A 20,572-nucleotide genomic window follows, 5' to 3' on the forward strand; every position below is an offset into this window, starting at 1 on the left:
GTTTTTGTAGTTTCAACCTTTAGCTTGTAACAGCTACATTAGGCTCTAGTAACTGGAAATTCGGCCAATTGCTCTTTGATCATTTGTTGGTGTAATTCTTCAGCTGTATCGATATCGTTCTTTTCTTCTGTGGATAATGTTTTCTTTTCTATATCAGCCATGTTATTTTCTCCTCGTTTCTATTAATCGTGATAAACGCCTTCCGCCCATTTTTCAGTTTCTTCATCAAGGAAATGAGGGTTATCTTTTTGATCTGGATTTGGTGTCGCGATATGATCAATTTTATCGATTAATTTTTTATTCTCAGGAGTTGGCTTATACTCTGAATTCAAAAATACCGAAACAATATCTTCACAAAGATGCTCGCCAACTGTGGCACCGCCAAAGCCGATTACATTGGCATTTAGCTCTTCTTTTGCATACTTTGCGGCAACCAGATTTGGTGCTAACGCTGCCCGAATCCCTTCGTTTTTATCTGCTGCTACCTGAATTCCAATGCCAGTTCCACAGAGGACAACACCTAAGTCTGCTCGCCCATCAGCAACATCTTCAGCCACACGTTTGCCGTAAATTGGGTAGTGGGTCCGGGTTGTATCATAAGTTCCTTCATCAATAACCGCATAACCGTTTGCCTTTAAAAAATTTGATAATTGAATTTTTGTTTGAGTCACAATGTGATCATTGCCAATTGAAATAATCATGCGTAATACCCTCCTTGAAGTTAATCTTGACTCTTGAATTGATTCTATTTGTGAACTATTGTTTCTCGTTTTATGCCTATTGTATTTTCTAGATCATTTTATTCAGCATATCTAACCGTACCTGATGACGGCCACCCGCATACTCTGTATCCAAATAGTACTGAACAATGTTACATGCTAGCTTTTCACCAACCACGCCGCTACCAATCGCAATCGCTTTTGCACCATTGTGCATAGCCGTCATATGAGCTGTATTTTCTTCGACCACGTTTGCCGTTACCATACCTTTTACCTTGCTGCTTGCCAACGCAGAACCCACACCATATTCATCAAACATCACAGCCTTATCAGCATCACCATTCAAAACTTCTTTAGTGACTGCAAGCGAGGAATCAACAAAATCATCTGCTGGTTTTTCACTAACGTCAATGACTTGATAACTGTGATTCAATAAATATTTTTTTACCAACTCTTTTAAAACAAAGCCTTTTTTATCCGATCCAATTGCAACTTTCATGGTTATCTCTCCTTACATTTTATTTAGCGATCTGTGCAAAATATTCTAAAGTACGAATCAACTGTGCTGTAAATGACATTTCGTTATCGTACCAAGCAACTGTTTTGACCAACTGATAATCGCCAGATGCTGTTATTTCAGTTTGTGTCGCATCAAAAATAGATCCGTGGGTATCACCGACAATGTCACTAGAAACAATTTCGTCTTCGTTATACGCAAAGCTTTCATTTACGGCCGCTTTCATAGCATCATTCACTTGTTGCACCGTCACTTTTTTATCCAAGATCGTAACTAGTTCTGCTAAAGAACCAGTTGGGGTCGCCACACGTTGGGCATGACCTTGCAACTTACCCTTTAACTCTGGTAAAACTAACCCAATCGCCTTAGCGGCACCCGATGTGGACCATCAAGTAACATTTGATCACTTGTATAACTGTGAATTGTCGTCATAGTTCCAACTTCAATACCAAATTGTTTGTTCAAAACATTTGCCATCGGTGCTAGACAATTTGTGGTACATGACCCTGGAGAAATGACAGTTTCTTCACCAGTTAAAGTCTCGTGATTGACGTTATATACGATCGTTTTGACATCATTACCACCAGGAGCAGTAATAATAACTTTCTTAGCACCACCATTTTTATGCAGATGTTTTTCTGCTTTTTTTCGAGTAGCAAAAAAGCCAGTAGCTTCAAGCACTATATCAACACCAGAACTCGCCCAGTCAATTTTTTCTGGATCTTTTTCTTGTGTAACTTTGACAAACCTGCCATCCACTAAGAAACCATCTTCTTTGACCTCAATCGTGCCATTAAATCGTCCCTGTGTTGAATCATACTTGAGTAGATGAGCAAGCATTGCTGGATCAGTTAATCGTTCACTTGAACAATTTGAACACCAGCAACATTTTGTGCACGTCGAAATGCTAATCTACCAATCCGACCAAATCCGTTAATACCAACTTTGCCAACCATTCTTGTTACCTCCTATTAATAATATTTCATAGTTAGAGCTATCCAAGCTAATTCTATAGTTGAAGCTATGTACAACTTTCGAAAAATATCGGTTTTATCTGGGTGATGTCGATTTTTTATTTAAAAAGAATAGTGATAAAACAACTAATAAACCGCCTACTACCAATTGAATTGAAAATTTATCATGCAAACCAAGCACTGAAAAAATCGTGGAGAAAAGTGGGACTAGGAACAGATAGCCACTCGTTGTTGTAGCACCTTTTTGTCGTAAACTGTAAAACCAAAGGCCGAACGAACCGACACTTGCGGGAATAATCAACCATACGAACCAGATCCATCCCCATGCGCTAATATTCATGGGATCATAGTTTTCATGCATAAATCCGGCTAAAATCAACATAAATATGCCGCCTAGAAAAAGTTGCCAAGCTGTAAACAACCACGGACCTTTATCAAACGGAACTTTTTTAGTAATGACGGTATTAACCGACCAGCACAATGAGCCAAGCAAGGCGAAGAATAAGCCAATCCCTACGCCACTACTGTCTAATCCTAAACAAATAATGACTCCAGAAATTCCCAAAACGAGTGAAATAACTTTCCAGCGATTTAATTTATCATTTAACAGAAAATGGGCCATAATGGCTAACCATAAGGGATTTGTAAACAAAATAATGGAAGACATCGACGACGAAACTCCAGCTGCCATCGAAAGATTTAGAAATCCCATCGTTCCTGTTGTTTGTAATAATCCAATTGCTGCAACTAATACAAAGCCTTTTTTCTTGTTTCCAGCACTCTCTGGAATAAGTGCTTTGAAACCATGTGTCATTAAAGTCCAAAGTAACATCAAGAAACCCGCTATTAAGAATCGCCAACCACCCATTAAAAAAGGCGGCACATGTTCAAGTGATATCAAAAATTTGCCTGTCGGAAATGAGGAACCCATAAAAATTGTGGTTAATATGATTGCAATCAAAAAATTACTATCATTTTTCTTAGTTTGATCCATACTCGTTCTCCCTTTCTGTACCCATTTTTAAATATCTTCAATGTGCATCAAATATTCCCCTCTTTCGTGAAGTGGACTTAAAAATATGGTATAGTTGTCTTAATTCAGAGGCAAAAGATATATTAGGTATAATGTTTGTCTCTAATAGAAGCGATAGTACTGTTTAGGAGGAAAGTCAATTGAAAATTTCATCAGGTTGGGAACAATCTATCTACGTATTGCTGATATTATCAAGATTACCTGAAAAAAAAGCGCTTAATTCATTAGCGCTTAGCGAAAGATTAGATGTGTCCCACTCTTATTTAAAAAAAATCATTAAAACTTTGGTAAATGAAGGCCTGGTAAAATCTTCACCCGGTAAATCTGGAGGCTTCTCATTAGCCACTTCACTGGACCAAATTGATTTTTATAAAATTTTTATTGCCATCGAGGGTCGAGGAAGAGTTTTTGCAAGTCAACAACTTTTAGCAAAGGTGCTAAATATTGATAAATCACAAGTTGAAAATTGTGCGGTATCTCAAGCGATGGATAGTATCGAAAATTCTTTAAAGTCCACAATGTCTTCCATAAAATTAGACTCAATGTTAAAACAATTGGAAGGTACTGACGATTTTACAGATCTGGATAATTGGATTAAGGCCCACGTTTAGTAAGGAGTAAAATAAGTATAATTACTTGTTGAACACAAAAAAGCACTTTCGAAACTATCGAAAGTACTTTTACTGTATATTTAAATATCTACCTAAAACGTTAAGCTCTAGTAACTGGAAATTCGGCCAATTGCTCTTTGATCATTTGTTGGTGTAATTCTTCAGCTGTATCAATTTCGTTCTTTTCTTCTGTGGATAATGTTTTCTTTTCTGTGTCAGCCATTTCTATCTACCTCTTTATTTTTGAATTGGCTTAATGTCGATTAATTTACCTTTGACACCAGGTAAGATTCCCTGTGCAATTTTATCTTTTCGAACAGCATGTGCCATCTGAAATTTGTTTTGTTTAACAATCATCTTATTCGTTGCTTTAAAGCCATCTGGTAAAGGTTGATTAGTGCCTTGTAAAACCATGACAATTGCCTTAAAACCGCCGTCATCCACTTTACATGGACTGTAATGCAGTGTATCACTGTACATTTCAAAAACAGTACCACGAGGGACAAAGAATAGTTTGGCATGCTCTTCAGCATTATACTCATAATCATGAATATCTTGGCGTTTACCCAAAACCATCACCACATCTGTAAACGTGATGTTGACTTCACTTCCCTGATGAAATTCAATGGCAGAAAATGAAGTACTTTGGCCCACACAAGGACCTGCAGAGATAGGCATTCCTGCATAAACATCAGCCGCAATTTGCTTGATGGCAGCATCATTTTCAATGTTTTCATCATCAGGAATATAGTCATTATGATCACTTGGAATCTCGATTTTAGAATCCATGTAATTTGTGACTTTACTCAAATCATATTGTTTATAAACTAGTCCAAAATCAGCAAATTCATCACTATTGATATCGTAGATGGTTTTGTCTGGATTGGCCTTTTTAATCTCATCAAAACTACTCATAAATTATCTCCATTTTTAGAAAACAAACTAAAATCACTGTATCAAACAAGAAAAATCCACTGGATTCCGGAACGGATTAGGCTTAGCAGTGAAATTATTGTTAGTGTTTTAACACTTACAATAAGGCCAAGTTTTGAGACAATTCATTAGCTCAAAAATTGTGCCCACTGCGTTCCAGCCCAGTTCCCGTGGAGGAATCCAGTGGAATTTTCTATACATAATATTTCAGTTTATTTAAAGTAAAATCAATTATTTTTGAACCTTGTCAAACCATGAACTTGCAGTTGAGAACAAAACCTTGTTCAATGATTCAATGTTTTCACGGCCTTGTGATTGTAACCATTTACGGCCAGATGCTTCACTTTCACCAGCAAATGGTTCTACAGAATGACGCCAAGTTGCACGGCCACAAAGGACACCGTTGAATTTTGAGCCTGCTTCTTTAGCAAACTTCAATTCGTCTTGGAATAATTCAGCAGAAACACCAGCACTTAAGAAGATAAATGGTAAGTCTGTAGCATCACTTTGTTCTTTGTAATACTTCAAAGCTTCGTCACGTGTATAAACAACGTCATCAGAGCTCTTAGCAAATCCTTCAACGTATGCTTGGTTTACAGGAACTTCAAGCTTCAATACATCAACACCATATTGAGGTTTTGAAAATTCTTTTGTCATTGCAATGACTTTACCTGGTTTTACCTTAGCGTAATCTTTACCAGTTGCATCGTCGTTGTTAGCATCATATGATACTAATTCCAAGAACAATGGCATATCTTCGCCTTTGCATTCGCTACCTAAACGTTCGATAAAGACTTGTTTGCGATGGTTAATATCGCCGCCTTCGTCTGGATCGTAGTAGAGCAAGAACTTGATAGCGTCAGCGCCTTGTTCTTTCAAACGACGAACTGACCAATCATCCAAAATGTCTGGGAAACGGCCAGGCTCAGTAGCGTCATAACCGGTGCGTTCGTATGCAAGCAATAAGCCAGCACCGTCTGCACGAGCTTTTGAAGCTGGAAGTCCGTATTGAGGATCCAACAAGATACCTGTTGAGTATGGTGTTAATTCGCTTGATACAGCAACTTTGAAGTCTTCAATTTCTTTTTGTGAAGCTTCTTTGCCACTAGCAGCACCAATCATTTTTTTCAATGATCCACGTTGGTCAATAGCTAAAGCATCAATGACGCCATCTTTATTTGATAAAGCTTTGATTCCTTTTTCCTTACCTGGTGTTAATTTCAACATAAAATGATTACCCCTTTTTTGTTTTTCATGATTTCTCATGAGTTATTTCAAGAACGCTTTCATTATAAAACGCTTGTCAAGATTTCACAACTAATCGTGATAAACTCCTTCAGCCCACTTTTCATTCTCTTCATCAAAGAAATGTGGGTTGTCTTTTTGTTCTGGGTTTGGAGTTGCAATGTTGTTGATTTTGTCAATCAACTTCTTGTTTTCTGGTGTTTCTTTATATTCAGAATCTAAGAATACAGAGATGATATCTTCGCAAAGATGTTCACCAACCGTTGCGCCACCAAAACCAATGACATTGGCGTTTAATTCTTCTTTTGCGTAACGAGCACCAACTAAGTTTGAAACTAAGGCTGCACGAACACCTTCGTTTTTGTCTGCAGCAGTACTGATACCAATACCAGTTCCACAAAGGACAACACCTAAGTCAGCACGACCATCAGCAACATCTTCAGCCACACGTTTGCCGTAAATTGGGTAGTGGGTCCGGGTTGTATCATAAGTTCCTTCATCAATTACTGTGTGTCCTTGTGCTTTTAAAAAGTTTGAAAGTTGAATCTTTACATCTGTAACAATATGGTCATTACCAATAGAAATAATCATTCGTAATTCCTCCTTGAAGTTAATATTTAGTCTTGAATCGATTCTATCTGTGATATGTTGTTTCTCGTTTTCGTTCTCTAATCTCTTTATGCCTATTGTGTTTTCCAGACTGGATTGAAGCTACTCCGAAAAGTTGCTTCGTTCACTCTAAGTCAATAACCGCACTTTCTAGATCATTTTTTCCAACATATCCAAACGAACTTGGTGACGGCCACCTGCATATTCTGTGTCCAAATAGTACTGAACAATGTTATATGCTAATTTTTCAGCAACAACACCACTACCAATTGCAATTGCCTTTGCACCATTATGCATAGCAGTCATATGGGCGGTATTTTCTTCAACAACATTAGCAGTAACCATTCCTTTAACCTTGTTACTTGCCATTGCTGAACCAACACCATACTCATCAAACATAACAGCCTTATCAGCATCACCGTTCAAAACTTCTTTTGTAACGGCAAGTGATGATTCTACAAAGTCTTCTGCAGGTTTTTCACTGACATCAATAACTTCATAACTATGATCTAACAAGTATTTCTTAACTTGTTCCTTTAAATTAAATCCTTTTTTGTCTGAGCCAATTACGACTTTCATGCAAATCTCTCCTTTTGTTTTGTGTTTGCGTCCGTATAGACGTGCGTTATTTTCTGATACCTATCCAGAACTTGTTTTTCACCACCCTGATCGGTGATTAATCCATCCACTTTATCCAAATGGTAAAAGGTATAGAAATCATTGCGATCGAGTTTGGAATGATCTGCCACCACAAATTTTTGTTGTGACTGATCTAACGCAATGCTCTGTGTTTGGCCTTCATCAGAATTAGCGTTCATAATACTGTTACCATTAATTCCGTTGACACCCACAAATGCTTTATGCATTTTGATGTTCGCAAGAAGCTCGTTAGCCAGGCTTCCTATAAATGCACCACTTCGTTCACGGTATGTTCCACCGACAAGGCATAGTTCGTAATCACTGTGCTTATCTCTAAACTGTTCAAACACTGGCAAGCTATTCGTCACAATTCTCAAGTTTGCCAAGTTCAAATAACTCGCAACAAGCTCGTTGGTAGTTCCCGGCCCTAAAAAAACGGTTTCATTTTCATCAATCATACTTGCTACTTGCTTAGCGATGTCCGTTTTCTCTGTCACATTCAGCTTTCGTTTCTGTATATAGGAAGCTTCTTGTTTATCAGGGAAATGAATACTCTGTGCGCCACCATGAATGCGAACAATTCTCCGTTCTTGTTCTAGTTCATCCAAATCGCGTCTAATGGTCATGGATGAAACTTTCAAATCGTTCACTAATTCTTGGATGGTAACAACACCTGATTGATTGACCGTGCTCAAAATGGTAGCAACTCGTTCATTTTTCAGCACTGGCCTCCCTCCTTTACATAATTTAAGAACAAAAAATGTTCGTTTTTGTTTATTTATGTTTCGATTTATAGAATAGACGGGCTTCCGCTAAAAGTCAATAGGCACGCAACATTTTTTTGCTTTAAATTTTTTGTTGACATTTGGAAGCGCTTCTATATAATTAGATTTGTAAACGAATTCAAACAAAAGTTAACATTATTTAACATTTGTGATTGAGGTGGTGAATATATATGTCAGATAAGATAGCAGAAACTTCTCTTTTTGATAGAGACACAGTATATGTGAGTGATGCAACCTCACGAGCTGATGTTTTTAAGGAAGTTGCCAATGATCTTTACAAGAAAGGTCATGTCACTGAGGACTTTCTGAAGAACCTAAACGAACGAGAAGATAAGTATCCAACTGGAATTGACTTGTCAGTGGTTTCACCAGAATACCCTAACGTTGCCATTCCACATACGGAATCTGAATTTGTTAAAGAACGTAAAGTTGTTCCTATTAAGTTAAAACATCCGATCGCCTTTAACAATATGATTGATCCAAGTCAAGAATTTGAAGTTAGCTTCTTATTCATGATTTTGAATGACGATCCAGAAGGTCAGTCAAATGTCCTCGCACAGATTATGGATTTCATTAATAAGACTCCGCAAAATCAGTTGATGACCTTTTTCAAGAGTACTTCTGAGGATGCAATTTATTCATTCTTGAAATCCAAGTTTTAGTTGTTTGCTTCATTAATTTATGGTAATAAAATTTTAAAAATTTCTAAGGAGGAATTTTACTATGATTAAAATGTTAACTGCTTGTGGTGCTGGTGTTAACTCAAGTCACCAAATTAAGGATGCTGTTGAAGCTGAAATGAAGAAACGTGGTTACCAAGTTCACGTTGAAGCCATTCAGATCAAGGACCTCAACCCTGAAACCATGAAGGGAATTCAAGTCTTTCTTCCTATCAATAAACCAGACTTGAGTTTCGACATTACAGTTCCAGAAATTGATGCTGGTGCTATTCTTTACAGAATGCCTGCTATGGCTGCTCCAGTGTACGATAAAATTGAAGACGCTATCAAAAAGAATCATTTAAGTTAATACGTTCGAAGAGAGTTTACTCTCTTCACATACATATTTTCTTTATGCGTCTTCTTAAACTATTGGTAACAAAATTTAAAAAACTCAAAGGAGTTGAACAAAATGCAGACCATTATCCATTTTGCCAACGTGGTGTTCAAACCAATTATTGATTTGGGTGCTGCGCCAGTTATGTTAATTGTTCTAACCTTGATTGCCTGGGCCTTAGGAGTTAAATTCTTCCGAGCCCTCGAAGGTGGTATTCGTTTAGCGATCGCTTTGACTGGTATTAGTGCTATTATTAATATTCTTACTACTACTTATCAACCAGCCTTAACAGCTTTCGTTAAGTCAACAGGTATCCAACTTTCCATTACCGATGTTGGTTGGGCACCTCTAGCAACTATTACTTGGGGATCTCCATACACCCTATTCTTCTTGCTAATTATGGTTCTATTGAACGTCGGTATGTTGCTCCTCAAATGGACCAACACGTTGGATGTTGATATTTTCGATATTTGGCACATTTCATTTACAGCTTTGATGGCAATTTACTTCGGAGCTAATTTCTGGGTAGCTACAGCACTTATTATCTTGATTGGTGCATTGAAGATCGTTAACTCAGACTTGATGAAACCAACTTTTGATGATTTACTGGAAAATCATGATAACCCAATGACAACTACTCATTTGAATTATATGATGAACCCCGTAATCATGGTATTGAACAAGATTTATGATTTATTATTCCGTTGGTTAGACCGTTTTGATTTTGATTCCGCAAAATTGAATGAAAAAATTGGATTCTGGGGAAGCAATTTCGCTATTGGATGTTATTTAGGTATTTTCATTGGTTTAGTTGGACAACAAGGTATTGAATCAATCTTTACATTGTCATTTACTGGTGGTGTCTGCTTGCAGTTATTCTCACTTATCGGTTCATGGTTCATCAAAGCTGTTGAACCATTATCACAAGGTGTTACTGACTTAGCTACCAAACACTTAAAGGGTCGTAAGTTGAACATTGGTCTTGACTGGCCATTTATTGCTGGCCGTTCCGAAATGTGGGCAGCTGCAAACGTCCTTGCACCTATTCTTTTACTCGAATCATTAGTTCTTCCTGGCAACCATATCCTTCCTTTAGGTGGAATCATTGCTATGGGTGTTACACCAGCTCTCTTGGTTGTAACTCGTGGACGTATCATTCGTATGATCGTTATTGGTACTGTTGAAATTCCTATCTTCCTTTGGGCTGGTACATTGAGTGCTCCATTTGTTACATCTGTTGCAAAACAAGTTGGTGCATTCCCTGCCGGTGTTAAAAGTGGCACAATGATTGCTGAGTCAACTAAGGAAGGTCCTATTGAACAATTCTTAGCTTACGCTGTAGGTAAATCATCTACTGGTGAAATCAAATTTATTCTTTACGCGGTCATTGGACTTGCTGCATATTGCTTAGTATTCTGGTGGTACGCTCGTCAAATGAAGAAACGTAATGCTATCTATGCTAAGGAATTGGCTGCTGATAAAGACTAAGTAATAGTACGGAAATTTAAAACTCTGACTTTGTAAAGGAGGTCAATAAAATGAACGAAAGACCAGAATTGAACGATAAACAAAAAAGGGAAAAGATTACAAAGACAATGCTGTGGGCAGTAGTTGTTATCATCGCTGCTGTAATTGCATCAGCCGCACACCACAATCCTTGGGTTACCCTTGGTCAGCTCATCGTTACCTTCTTTGCTCTCCGAGAAGTTTTAAAGATCTAAACAATTGATGTGTAAATAAAAGAAAACCAATCCTTCCTCCCAAGGATTGTTTTTTTTGTGTTTTGACTAGAATTTGAAACAGCTTTGATTTTACTTGTTGCCTTCAATTACAATGCTTCCTCGGTGCTCAGTAGGAATTGAAATCCGTTTATGACCAATTATGAGTGTTCCTCCTGCTTTTGTCGCATCTATCGTCAACATCCTATCTTTTACCTCTAATGCAATATAATCGCCTTCTGCACTGATTGGAAACTTTCCCTTAAAATTGCCCAGTAACGCCAATTGAGGGTGTATCTCGAACGTTTTATAGCCAGGTTGAGTTGGTTTTAAACCAATTAAATAACGCCCAATTAAATAAATTGGACTTGATCCCCATGCGTGACAAAGACTTTTTCCATATTTATCACCGTACATCGCAAAACGTTCATTACCTTTTTCAGCAGGATCAAAGTATTCCCAAAACGTAGTTGCCCCATTGTCTAGCATCCCACCCCAATAGGTTTTAATCACATCTAGCACTTTTTGATAATAACCAGCTTTAGCAAAAGCTTCAAGTTCCCAAAATTTAAAGTAAGGTGTATTTATTTGAGGAATTTCGTCGTTTAGTAAAACATGCTTAAATATGCTTTCCATTCTTTGCGAATCCACATAATCAAACAAAATTGCAAATATATTGGCATGCCGACTCACTCGTTGTTTGCCAGACTCATAACTATCAACGTAAGCATGCTTTTGATCATCCCAATAATACTTATCGATATTTTTTCTGAGTTTTTGAAAATGTCGCTCATATTTTTGCGAATCTTTATTTAACAGTTTAGATACCTTAATCACACTTTGCAAAGCACGTGCTAATACCATCTGCTCTGCACATAGTGGACCTTGGTGATCAAAGTCAGCCCAATCAATGTAGATCCAATCACCTTTACGTTCATGAATAAACCCATTATCATCGGTAGCCTCTAGGGAAAAATCAATGAGCTTCTTTAATTTGGGATAGACGGCCTTCAAAAAATGCTTATCTGCAAAAGTTTCGTAGTAAAGCTCTATCCCAATTAGCCAATACATAGAATAATCAACAATGGTATCCAAATGCTGTTTAATATTCAGTTCGCCACGCAAGCCTAGAATAGTGCGTTCTACAATTTCTTTGTCAAAAAAATCATATCGATTCATATAAAAACATTGAAAGGCATCTCCAGCCCACACCCATCGGTCCCTTTTAATACCATCAATAAAGAAAATTCCTGAACACAGGCGTAAAGTGCGATCTGCAACCTGCCAAATCTTGGTTAATTTTGAATCTGAAAAAGTAAATTGGCCAATTTTGGGGAATTTAATGAATTTAAAATCAACGGACAGCTCACCGAATTCTTTCGTATTTATAATGTTCGGCAAATAAATATATCGAAAAGCGCGGAGTTTGGTTGTGTAAGTTTTTGATTCAGCATCATAAATCCCAAAAGGATCGTTAATTTGTTTAATCTTATGCTTCAAATATGTATCTTTTACATCCAGTGCTTCAGTACGACTTTCGCCATAACTCAATGTTAATGGCTTAAACACCTGACTGAACCTGATCACCGTTTTAGCTGTCAGATCATGTCCAAAGTCAAATAAGAGTCCTCCCTCAACACACTCTACCTTTTGTGCGTGTCGTATGTCATGCGTGTACGAAAAATGCATTGGATTTTGATTAGCCTTTACGAAATACTTGCTAGTCCCAACAGCAATGGCATCAGCCAAAAAGTTAGAAACTTGCCAACTCTCATCACTTTGAATTACTTTTCCTTGAATATAGGCACAGGGTAAGCCAGATAGATTTGCCACATAAATTTCAATACGATAATGCCCCACTGGACATGTCACTACTTCAAGCAGTGAGAATTTTGTTTCCTCGTGGCTTTCTAAATCAACAAATTTACCGTAACCTTCCCCCTTGAACTTTGACTGTGAAAGTTTCAGGTTGTTTCAGGTAAACTTCTTTACAGAAATAAACATTGTGGTTCCATCCCGAGGTGTACCAATACGCCGGCCACTTCATACCACGCTCTTCGCGATCAAAGTTCTGTTTCATTGCATGATAAATTTCAAAATCACCATGATACCAAATCCATTTAGCCATAACGACCCTCCACTCATAATTTTTGACTCATAAATTTTATACCCTTTATACCTTTGAAAATTTGTGACAATAACATGAAAAAAACTACCTTAATTAATCACCATTAAACCAGTCCAATAACTGCTCTGTGTTGTTCATTTCGCGTTCTGGCAACCGTTTGGCGATTGTAATAAGTTTCTTATCATAAACCAGTTTCACAAACGCCTGTAGATCCTTAACTAACTGGATTGTGTGCATTTTTCCAACTGAACTTAGTACAGAATCTAAGCTCTGATCATTAGTTTCCATTACAGAAGCCTCATATAAGATCTCTAACATATTGTCATTAAGCTTTTGGGTAAGTAGATAGAATTGTTTGTTTACCTTCTGGGCATCCTTAGATACATAATGATAGGTATAGCCCTTTTCCCTAATTTCTACAATTGCTACTAAATGTTTGTACATGATAGCCTACTCCTCCTTTATCCGATTTATCCCTATACTATTCATTATGTAAGGGCTAACCAACACTGTCAAATAAAAGCATCATTCAAATATGGGAAAACAAAAAGGCCAGCTCTCCGATAAAGTTTATCGAAGACTAGCCAAATCATTCATATTCTTACTATCATTGTTTAATGAGCTTTAAAATTTCTTCTTTAGATTCTGCTGATCTCAATTCCTGTACAAACTCACTATGCATCAATAATTTTGCTGTATTAGAAAGATACTTAAGATGCGCACCACTATCATTTTCAGGAATCAAAAACGAAATAATTGTATCAACCGGTTTATCATCAAAAGTTTTCCAATCCACTGGACTTGCTAACTTGATAATCAGCATTTTAGAAGAATGGATCGTGGCATCCTGTGCATGTGGAATCGCGATTCCATCTTGCATCCCTGTTGAGCCTTCCTGCTCACGTTTCAAATACTTAGCTAATATCTTGTCGGCATTGTCAGCTAACTTGTTTTGAACGGCAAAATCTGCTAAATACTTCAAAACTTCATCCCTTGATGATGCCTTCACATTTAATTGAATATTATCAATCGTCAGGATTTCCCCAAGATCGAAATCTTCGGCGGTTTTTGAAGGAGTGGCATCTGCTACTGGCTGTTCTGGCTCAGCTTCCGCTGTTTCTCCTGTCAACACATCAATCGTCCCAACATCACTTGCAACAGCATGTTTTTTAGCCTGACGACCCGCGATAATTGCTAATAGTGCACCAGAAACTAAAGAACCAATCACAATCCAAAGAACCCACAAGAACGGATGATTGACTAAAGGTAAAATGATAAAGCCTCCATGAGGAGCTGGAACTTGGATTCGCGTTACATAGGTCAAAATAGCTGCAATTGAGGATCCCACCATAAATGAAGGAATATTCAATAATGGATTCTTAGCAGCAAACGGAATCGCCCCTTCAGTAATATGTGTAGAACCTAATAAAAAGTTTACATAACCTGCGCTTCGTTCATTACTTGAATATGCTTTAGGGTTGAACAACACAGCAAATCCTGTAGCCAAAGGCGGTGCAATACAGGCAGCCGAAACACCTGCCATGAAGTAGAAGTTTCCTTGCGCTAACAATGCTGTCCCAGTTAAATAAGCAGCTTTGTTAATTGGTCCACCGAAATCAGAAGCGGCCATCACACCAATAATGAGTCCTAACAGTACAGGACTTGTATTTTCCATTCCTTTCAAAAATGTCATCATGCCAGTATTTAAATCTTTCATTGGAAGTGAAATAAACCACATGATTATCCCTGAAATAAACACACCGAGAACTGGATAAAGGAAAATCGCTTTTAAGCCACGAAACTGCTTATCTGGTAGCGGTTTCAAAAGATGCTGTAACAAGATAATTGTATAACCAGCTAAATAACCACCAACAATAGCACCCAAAAATCCAGTTCCCATGTTAAAAGCAATCATCCCGGTTGCAAATCCTACAACTAATCCGGACCGCTTACTAATTGCTTCCGCGATGTATGCACACAATACGGGTACCATTAAGTTCATAGTGGTACTTCCGATGGTGTTTAATAGATATGCAAAGTAATTGTACTCAGCGCTTTTGGGGTCGGCTGAATTAATTCCCCAGAAAAATGAGACAGCGACTAACACACCACCAGCGACAACTAACGGTAACATGTGAGAAACACCATTCATTAATGACACATAAATTGAGTTCCAAAGGGTATCACCATTTTTGCCGCTCCCGGTTTGGCTAGAAGCAACTTTTTCTTTAACGGATCCACTTTTATATGCAGGAACCGATGCATCATTTAAAATTCGATCTACCAATTTATCAGGTTCACGAATTCCCTGAGCAACTGGTACCCGAATCAATTTTTTGCCAATAAATCTATCAGCATCTACATCAACATCAGAAGCCACGATTACACCACTCGCACCATCAATTTCTGCTTGTGTTAAGGGATCATCAACTCCGGTTTGTCCGTGTGTTTCTACCTTAATTTTCACACCAATTTTTTTAGCAGCTTGTTCTAGCGCTTCTTGTGCCATATAAGTATGTGCAATTCCCGTTGCACAACCTGTGGCCGCAATAATTTTATATTTTCCCATGACCTATTTCCCCCGTTCTTCAATTAATTGAATTTGGATTTGTGCTTCCAAGTTGGGTACATTTTTAAAATCGGTTATCCAAGACTGAAAGGCCGTATCACTACCAGCCGCAAGTGCGCGTTTCAAATTAGCGTGACCATCTAAGCCCTTAATTAAACCACCTAAAAATGCTCCTAACATAGTATCTCCTGATCCGGCAGTGTTAACGACTTCGCCTTTAGCTGCGTTACCATAAAGGATTTCGGTATCATTGATAAACAGCGCCCCTTCGGATCCTAGAGAAATCAAAACATTTCTAGCTCCTTTTTTAATCAATGTCTTACCCATATCAATTAGCTTTTCTCGATCAGGTACCTGATCAAGTCCAAACCAACTTGATAACTCATGATCATTCGGTTTAATCAAATAAGGATGATAGCGTAAAGTATCCATTACTTCGCTATAGCTGGTATCCAAAACCAATTTAACATGGTTGGTTTCAGAAATTTTTGCGATTTCTACTAAAATATCAGGCTTAATACCTTCTGAAAAACTACCAGACAACGATAAAACATCGTCTTGATTTAGTTGGCGAAGTTTAGTCAATAATTGTTCAATCTGATTGGCATCGGTCTTCGGTCCTTTATTGACTAATTTATATTCTTGATTTTCATCTTGAACTCTTGTAAACACATTAATCCGTGTTGGATCTTTTACGTGAACAAAATCATTTGCAATTTCTGCTTGATCCAAAACTTCTTCAATATAGTTTAATGTAAAGCCACCGCCAATTCCCAACGCTTTATTCTCAATACCTAAGCGTTTAAGAATGAAGGAAACGTTGACCCCCTTCCCATTTGCTTGAATATCATAACTTTCCGTCCGATTAACTACATTCGGTTGCATCGTCTTCGTATCAATAAATAAATCAATGGCTGGATTCAGCGTCAATGTGTAAATCATTTCATCACTCCTCTCTCTATCTTCATTTTAAGAATAACATTCTCAGAAATGTAAATGTTTTCAAAAAATGCTATCATGAATCTAAACTTGAAAATTCTTTTACAACTTTGGAGGCACTGCTGTGACCGAAACATTAAGTACATCGGAAAAATACCTATGGCAATATGTGCAAGAACACGCTGACGAAATCGTGAACACTTCTATAGTAGAACTCAGCGAAAAAGCTAATGTTTCAACTGCAACAATTGTCAGAACCATGAAAAAAATGGGGTATTCAGGTTACACCCCATTTCGCCAAGAAGCCATTCGAAAATTAACTAACAAAAATCAGGATTTTAAAATTTTACAGGAAACAGACCATGAAATTCGGGCGGCAATTTTAAAGAATCAATACGAGGTCGATAATACTATTGCCAATCTAAATATTGGTGTGATGGAAGATGCCATCCAGAAAGTCAATAATGCAAAGCATGTCTATATTTTTGCGCGTGGGCTATCCAAATTAATTGGAGAAGACATTCTTTTAAAGTTTGAATTACTTGGTAAAGATGCCCAGTTGCACGATGATCCCAATATAATCAAAACATTGAGCAAACAAATAAACGGTAGGGATACTGTCGTTATATTTTTAACCTTAAATGGTAATACCCCCGAGTTAGTTAAGGCTGCACAATCACTTTCTATCAACGAAGTAACCACAATTACTTTCACCTGTAACAACACGGGTGATATAATTCCATATTCTGATTTAATTTTTTTAGGCGTAAAATCTGCCGAATCTTACTTTCCAAAATACGAAATTCGTTCCCGACTGCCACTACAAATTTTGACCAGAATCTTTTTGGATGCATTTGCTATTCGAATTCAGGGTCATCAAACCTAATTTAATCAACTAAAAAAGCATGAATCAAAGCTGCCAAAAAGGCATTTTGATTTATGCTTTCTAAAATTCAATCACTTTGTTTAAGCTTGATACCGAGACTTACCGTCCAAATAGGTTTCTTTCAAGTCCATGTCATGGCTCCAAATTAAGAAGTCCGCATCCCGATCAGGAAGAATACTACCACATTGGTTACCGATTTTGCTACTAATTGCAGCAGTTTTACTTGCCATCTGAACAGCTTGCTCTGGTGTAGAAATATTCCAGTTAACTACGTTTTGAACCGCTTGTTTTAACTGAAGCACACTTCCCGCTAAACTATCCCCGTCCTTTAACCGCGCCATGCCATCTGCGACATACACAGGAAATTCTCCCAAGACATAATCGCCGTCTGGCATCAAACCAGCACGCATACAATCTGTAATCAACGCCACGTGATCAGGCTGTTTATCCTCAATTAAAATTCGAGCAGCCGCTGGTTCAACATGATGTCCATCACAGATTAGCTCATCAATCACATTATGCATGCTCATTGCTGCGCCAACCATACCAGGCGCATGATGACTTAACCCGCTCATCCCATTAAATGTATGGGTAAACACGGTTGCCCCTGCTTCAACAGATGCCCGCGCTTGTTCAAACGTCGCATCACTGTGGCCGAGCGCAACACTAACGCCCATTTGGCTAACTGCCTTGGTAAATGCAACTGCCCCATCACGTTCAGGAGCAATTGCAATCTTCTTAATCAAACCTTTAGCCGATTTTTGCCATCGTTTAAACGTCTCCACATTCGGATCACCAAAGTATTTTGGATTTTGGGCACCCTTATGTTCTGTGGTAAAAAATGGCCCTTCAAAGTAAATTCCTTGAATCTTGGCACCTTTAGCATCCTGATAATTATCACCAATTGTCTTGCAAACTGCATCTAATTGATCAGCTGAAGCAGTCAATGTTGTGGGCAACCATGAAGTGACCCCCGCCTGCAACAAGCCTTCCGACATTTCTTGGATTTTATTCCAGTCATTGTCCATCACGTCATGACCTAAGAGTCCATGAATATGAGTATCAACCAGTCCTGGTGACACATAACAGCCAGAATAATCCACAATCTTGCCAGTTGGTTTAGCACTCGTGTAAGTACCAAACTTGCCATCATCAGTGATTTCTAGGTAACCCCCATTTTCAGTTGTATTATCTAAGAAAAACTTATCTGCATGAATATAATAACTCAAGATTTTGCCCCCTAATCTAATGAATGAATTGTCACACCTTTAACCACACGATTGACTGTTCCCGTAGCAGATGGTGTGTCTGGTGTATTGCCAACCTTAACGGAAGTCATTAACGCCAAAGTTTGAGCAAACATAATGTCTGGAAAGGCCATGTAGCCATCAGGTACTTGGTCATTCCCGTTTTTAAAGGTGAATCCTTGGCCTTCATAATTAAGCTTACTAGAAACGCCAATGCCAAAGACAACGGGAGCAATTTTGTCACCTCGAACTTCATTCAAGATATCCACATCGTATTGACGTGTATAGGGGGCATTACTAATGAAGTCAAAAACCAAGGATTTTTCGTTCACAAAGGACTTAGGGCCATGCCGGAAGCCCATCGAAGAATCAAACATGGTGGCCTTTTGGCCTGCTGTTAATTCCAAAACTTTCAACTGAGCTTCGCGAGTTAACCCTGTTAAACCGCCTGAGCCCAAGTAAATGATGCGTTCAAAGTCAGTATCCACAACAGCTTGAACTTCAGCTTCACGATCGATAACCTCAGAGCCCATTTTGGCGATTTGATCGACATAACTGGCCTTTTGACTGTCTGTGTGTTTCACATCAAAGACAAACAAGGAGGTTAACATCATGCAACTAAAGCTTCCTGTCATGGCAAACCCTTTATCATTTGAACGAGCTGGCTGTAACAACACCAAATTATTGGCATCATTTTCAGCGTGTTGTGCCAATTTTCCTTCGGGGGCACAGGTAATCGTCAACTGCCAGAGATTCTTGACTAGTTTTTCTGCTAAATCAACGGTTGCCACGCTTTCTGGACTGTTCCCACTGCGCGCAAACGAAACTAATAAAGTTGGCGTTTCGGATTCTAAATAATCATATGGTGTTGATACAACCTTGGTCGTGTCAATGGCTTCAAAACGGAACTGTGAACGATCTCCATTTAATTGAAGGTATGGCACTAACGTATCACCTACATAAGCAGATGAGCCGGCCCCAACGAAGACTACTCGAACTGGTTCGCTAACGCTCTTAGTAATAGTTGCTAAGAAATCAGAAACTTTTTGTTTTGCATTTTGATAATTTGCCCAAGCTTCATGCCAAAGTTCGGGTTGTTGCTGAATTTCGCGCGTGGTAATAATCGCGCCTAATTCCTTTAGTTCTGCATCATTTTTTGAAAACATATCTTTTGAATCCCCTTTCATTTTTCCATATGCCAATCGATTAAATATTGGCGTTCTTATACCGAATGTTATAAACAAATTGATCACTGCGTGTGCTACTTAACGTAAATTCGATAATTTCATTTTGCTGATTATAGGTAGTTCGTTTGAGCATCAACCCCGGCGAACCTTGAGGGACTTTTAAGACAATGGCATCCTTATCACTGATTCTTCCTGCAGATAAAGATTCATCTGCAATGTGAAAAATCTCCCCAAAATCTTTGGCAAACACACCATATAATGAACGGTGTTTGACCTCTAGTTCATCAGCTGAAAGCCCCGCAAATTTTGCATATGGTAGATAAGTCCGATCAATCATCACTGGAACTCCGTCTGCGGACCTTAACCGTTTCAGTTTAATAATGCGATCACCTTCTGAAATCTTCAATTTGTCGGCAAAATAATCACTAGCCTGACGAATTGAATATTCCATGATTTTAGTTTCTGGTTTACGTCCCAAAGCTTTCATCTGTTTAGTGAAACTATGTTCATTACCCAAAGTAGCCGGATTATTAATTGCATTGGCTACAAACGTGCCCTTCCCATGTTGTCGAAAAATGAAGCCCAAAATTTCTAGTTCATTTAATGCCTGACGAACCGTATTCCGACTAACCGAATAATCCCGCATAATTTCACGTTCTGAAGGCAATTTATCGCTTGGCTTGTAGTCCTCTTTAATTTTGGTCTTTAGCTTACCCATGAGTTGTTCATATAATGGTTGTTTTTTATCATATTTAATTGTCATATTTATTTTTCTCC

24 protein-coding genes and 1 pseudogene are annotated in these 20,572 nt (G+C 38.2%); 6 read left to right on the top strand and 19 right to left on the bottom strand.

Features of this window, described 5'->3' with window-relative positions; all coding sequences use genetic code 11:
* Positions 1–38: 38 nt before the first annotated feature.
* The 5 genes and pseudogenes from DD627_RS06030 to DD627_RS06055 all read right to left on the bottom strand — a co-directional run bounded on the left by DD627_RS06030 (position 39) and on the right by DD627_RS06055 (position 3,204).
* Positions 39–161 carry a hypothetical protein gene (locus DD627_RS06030; RefSeq protein WP_260274491.1) on the bottom strand — a complete coding sequence of 41 codons (123 nt, stop codon included), beginning with the start codon at positions 159–161 and terminating at the stop codon, positions 39–41.
* Positions 162–182: 21 nt separating this feature from the next.
* Positions 183–701 (bottom strand): galactose-6-phosphate isomerase subunit LacB, encoded by a 519-nt coding sequence (lacB, locus tag DD627_RS06035; protein WP_260274493.1) that lies wholly within the window; start codon positions 699–701, stop codon positions 183–185.
* Between the two features lie 88 nt (positions 702–789).
* The gene (lacA, locus tag DD627_RS06040; RefSeq protein WP_260274494.1) at positions 790–1,218 is read right to left on the bottom strand and encodes a galactose-6-phosphate isomerase subunit LacA; all 429 of its coding nucleotides are present in this window, start codon (positions 1,216–1,218) and stop codon (positions 790–792) included.
* 19 nt (positions 1,219–1,237) lie between these two features.
* A pseudogene (locus DD627_RS06045) lies at positions 1,238–2,192 on the bottom strand (type I glyceraldehyde-3-phosphate dehydrogenase).
* A gap of 94 nt (positions 2,193–2,286) precedes the next feature.
* Positions 2,287–3,204, bottom strand: coding sequence for a DMT family transporter (locus DD627_RS06055; RefSeq protein WP_260274496.1), 918 nt, complete (start codon positions 3,202–3,204; stop codon positions 2,287–2,289).
* A gap of 179 nt (positions 3,205–3,383) precedes the next feature.
* Here DD627_RS06055 and DD627_RS06060 point away from each other — a divergent pair, with 179 nt between their 5' ends.
* Complete coding sequence (locus DD627_RS06060) at positions 3,384–3,854, top strand: RrF2 family transcriptional regulator (RefSeq protein WP_260267035.1); 471 nt, start codon at positions 3,384–3,386, stop codon at positions 3,852–3,854.
* 100 nt (positions 3,855–3,954) lie between these two features.
* On the opposite strand, the gene DD627_RS06065 is transcribed toward DD627_RS06060, so the two are convergent.
* The 6 genes from DD627_RS06065 to DD627_RS06090 all read right to left on the bottom strand — a co-directional run bounded on the left by DD627_RS06065 (position 3,955) and on the right by DD627_RS06090 (position 8,005).
* Positions 3,955–4,077, bottom strand: coding sequence for a hypothetical protein (locus tag DD627_RS06065; RefSeq protein WP_260267034.1), 123 nt, complete (start codon positions 4,075–4,077; stop codon positions 3,955–3,957).
* A gap of 14 nt (positions 4,078–4,091) precedes the next feature.
* On the bottom strand, positions 4,092–4,769 hold the full coding sequence (locus tag DD627_RS06070; RefSeq protein WP_260267033.1) for a DUF4867 family protein: 678 nt from the start codon (positions 4,767–4,769) through the stop codon (positions 4,092–4,094).
* A 249-nt stretch (positions 4,770–5,018) separates the two neighbouring features.
* Positions 5,019–6,014, bottom strand: a complete 996-nt coding sequence (gene lacD / locus DD627_RS06075; RefSeq protein WP_068478950.1) for a tagatose-bisphosphate aldolase — start codon at positions 6,012–6,014, stop codon at positions 5,019–5,021.
* A gap of 90 nt (positions 6,015–6,104) precedes the next feature.
* Positions 6,105–6,623 (bottom strand): galactose-6-phosphate isomerase subunit LacB, encoded by a 519-nt coding sequence (gene lacB, locus DD627_RS06080; RefSeq protein ID WP_260274497.1) that lies wholly within the window; start codon positions 6,621–6,623, stop codon positions 6,105–6,107.
* 168 nt (positions 6,624–6,791) lie between these two features.
* On the bottom strand, positions 6,792–7,220 hold the full coding sequence (gene lacA, locus DD627_RS06085) for a galactose-6-phosphate isomerase subunit LacA (protein ID WP_260267032.1): 429 nt from the start codon (positions 7,218–7,220) through the stop codon (positions 6,792–6,794).
* Positions 7,217–8,005: a DeoR/GlpR family DNA-binding transcription regulator gene (locus tag DD627_RS06090; protein WP_260267031.1), complete on the bottom strand. Its 789-nt coding sequence runs from the start codon at positions 8,003–8,005 to the stop codon at positions 7,217–7,219. Before DD627_RS06090 ends, lacA (DD627_RS06085) begins: the two co-directional genes overlap by 4 nt.
* Positions 8,006–8,235: 230 nt before the next feature.
* Here DD627_RS06090 and DD627_RS06095 point away from each other — a divergent pair, with 230 nt between their 5' ends.
* From DD627_RS06095 to DD627_RS06110, 4 genes are all read left to right on the top strand, one after another.
* Positions 8,236–8,727, top strand: a complete 492-nt coding sequence (locus tag DD627_RS06095; RefSeq protein ID WP_260267030.1) for a PTS sugar transporter subunit IIA — start codon at positions 8,236–8,238, stop codon at positions 8,725–8,727.
* A 61-nt stretch (positions 8,728–8,788) separates the two neighbouring features.
* A complete protein-coding gene (locus tag DD627_RS06100; protein WP_260267029.1) occupies positions 8,789–9,094 on the top strand; it encodes a PTS sugar transporter subunit IIB in 306 nt (101 codons plus the stop codon).
* A gap of 102 nt (positions 9,095–9,196) precedes the next feature.
* A complete protein-coding gene (locus DD627_RS06105) occupies positions 9,197–10,609 on the top strand; it encodes a PTS galactitol transporter subunit IIC (RefSeq protein ID WP_260274498.1) in 1,413 nt (470 codons plus the stop codon).
* 50 nt (positions 10,610–10,659) lie between these two features.
* Positions 10,660–10,842: a hypothetical protein gene (locus DD627_RS06110; RefSeq protein ID WP_260274499.1), complete on the top strand. Its 183-nt coding sequence runs from the start codon at positions 10,660–10,662 to the stop codon at positions 10,840–10,842.
* 90 nt (positions 10,843–10,932) lie between these two features.
* Here DD627_RS06110 and DD627_RS06115 read toward each other — a convergent pair whose 3' ends face one another.
* The 5 genes from DD627_RS06115 to pfkB form a co-directional block, all read right to left on the bottom strand.
* Positions 10,933–12,807, bottom strand: a complete 1,875-nt coding sequence (locus DD627_RS06115; RefSeq protein WP_353744031.1) for an alpha-L-rhamnosidase-related protein — start codon at positions 12,805–12,807, stop codon at positions 10,933–10,935.
* Positions 12,764–12,967, bottom strand: a complete 204-nt coding sequence (locus tag DD627_RS06120) for a hypothetical protein (RefSeq protein WP_260274501.1) — start codon at positions 12,965–12,967, stop codon at positions 12,764–12,766. Before DD627_RS06120 ends, DD627_RS06115 begins: the two co-directional genes overlap by 44 nt.
* 93 nt (positions 12,968–13,060) lie before the next feature.
* Positions 13,061–13,411, bottom strand: coding sequence for a hypothetical protein (locus DD627_RS06125; RefSeq protein ID WP_260274502.1), 351 nt, complete (start codon positions 13,409–13,411; stop codon positions 13,061–13,063).
* A gap of 163 nt (positions 13,412–13,574) precedes the next feature.
* Positions 13,575–15,536 carry a fructose-specific PTS transporter subunit EIIC gene (locus DD627_RS06130; protein ID WP_260274503.1) on the bottom strand — a complete coding sequence of 654 codons (1,962 nt, stop codon included), beginning with the start codon at positions 15,534–15,536 and terminating at the stop codon, positions 13,575–13,577.
* 3 nt (positions 15,537–15,539) lie between these two features.
* The gene (gene pfkB, locus DD627_RS06135) at positions 15,540–16,478 is read right to left on the bottom strand and encodes a 1-phosphofructokinase (protein ID WP_260267023.1); all 939 of its coding nucleotides are present in this window, start codon (positions 16,476–16,478) and stop codon (positions 15,540–15,542) included.
* 121 nt (positions 16,479–16,599) lie between these two features.
* Here pfkB and DD627_RS06140 point away from each other — a divergent pair, with 121 nt between their 5' ends.
* Positions 16,600–17,361 (top strand): MurR/RpiR family transcriptional regulator, encoded by a 762-nt coding sequence (locus DD627_RS06140; protein ID WP_260267022.1) that lies wholly within the window; start codon positions 16,600–16,602, stop codon positions 17,359–17,361.
* Between the two features lie 80 nt (positions 17,362–17,441).
* On the opposite strand, the gene nagA is transcribed toward DD627_RS06140, so the two are convergent.
* From nagA to DD627_RS06155, 3 genes are read right to left on the bottom strand one after another with little or no spacing between them, the layout of a single operon-like run.
* Positions 17,442–18,590: an N-acetylglucosamine-6-phosphate deacetylase gene (gene nagA / locus DD627_RS06145; RefSeq protein WP_260274504.1), complete on the bottom strand. Its 1,149-nt coding sequence runs from the start codon at positions 18,588–18,590 to the stop codon at positions 17,442–17,444.
* An 11-nt stretch (positions 18,591–18,601) separates the two neighbouring features.
* On the bottom strand, positions 18,602–19,774 hold the full coding sequence (locus DD627_RS06150; RefSeq protein WP_260274505.1) for an SIS domain-containing protein: 1,173 nt from the start codon (positions 19,772–19,774) through the stop codon (positions 18,602–18,604).
* 40 nt (positions 19,775–19,814) lie between these two features.
* Complete coding sequence (locus DD627_RS06155) at positions 19,815–20,558, bottom strand: GntR family transcriptional regulator (protein WP_260274506.1); 744 nt, start codon at positions 20,556–20,558, stop codon at positions 19,815–19,817.
* Positions 20,559–20,572 lie beyond the last annotated feature (14 nt).

This window comes from Pediococcus sp., from assembly GCF_003533255.1.
GTDB lineage: Bacteria > Bacillota > Bacilli > Lactobacillales > Lactobacillaceae > Pediococcus > Pediococcus parvulus.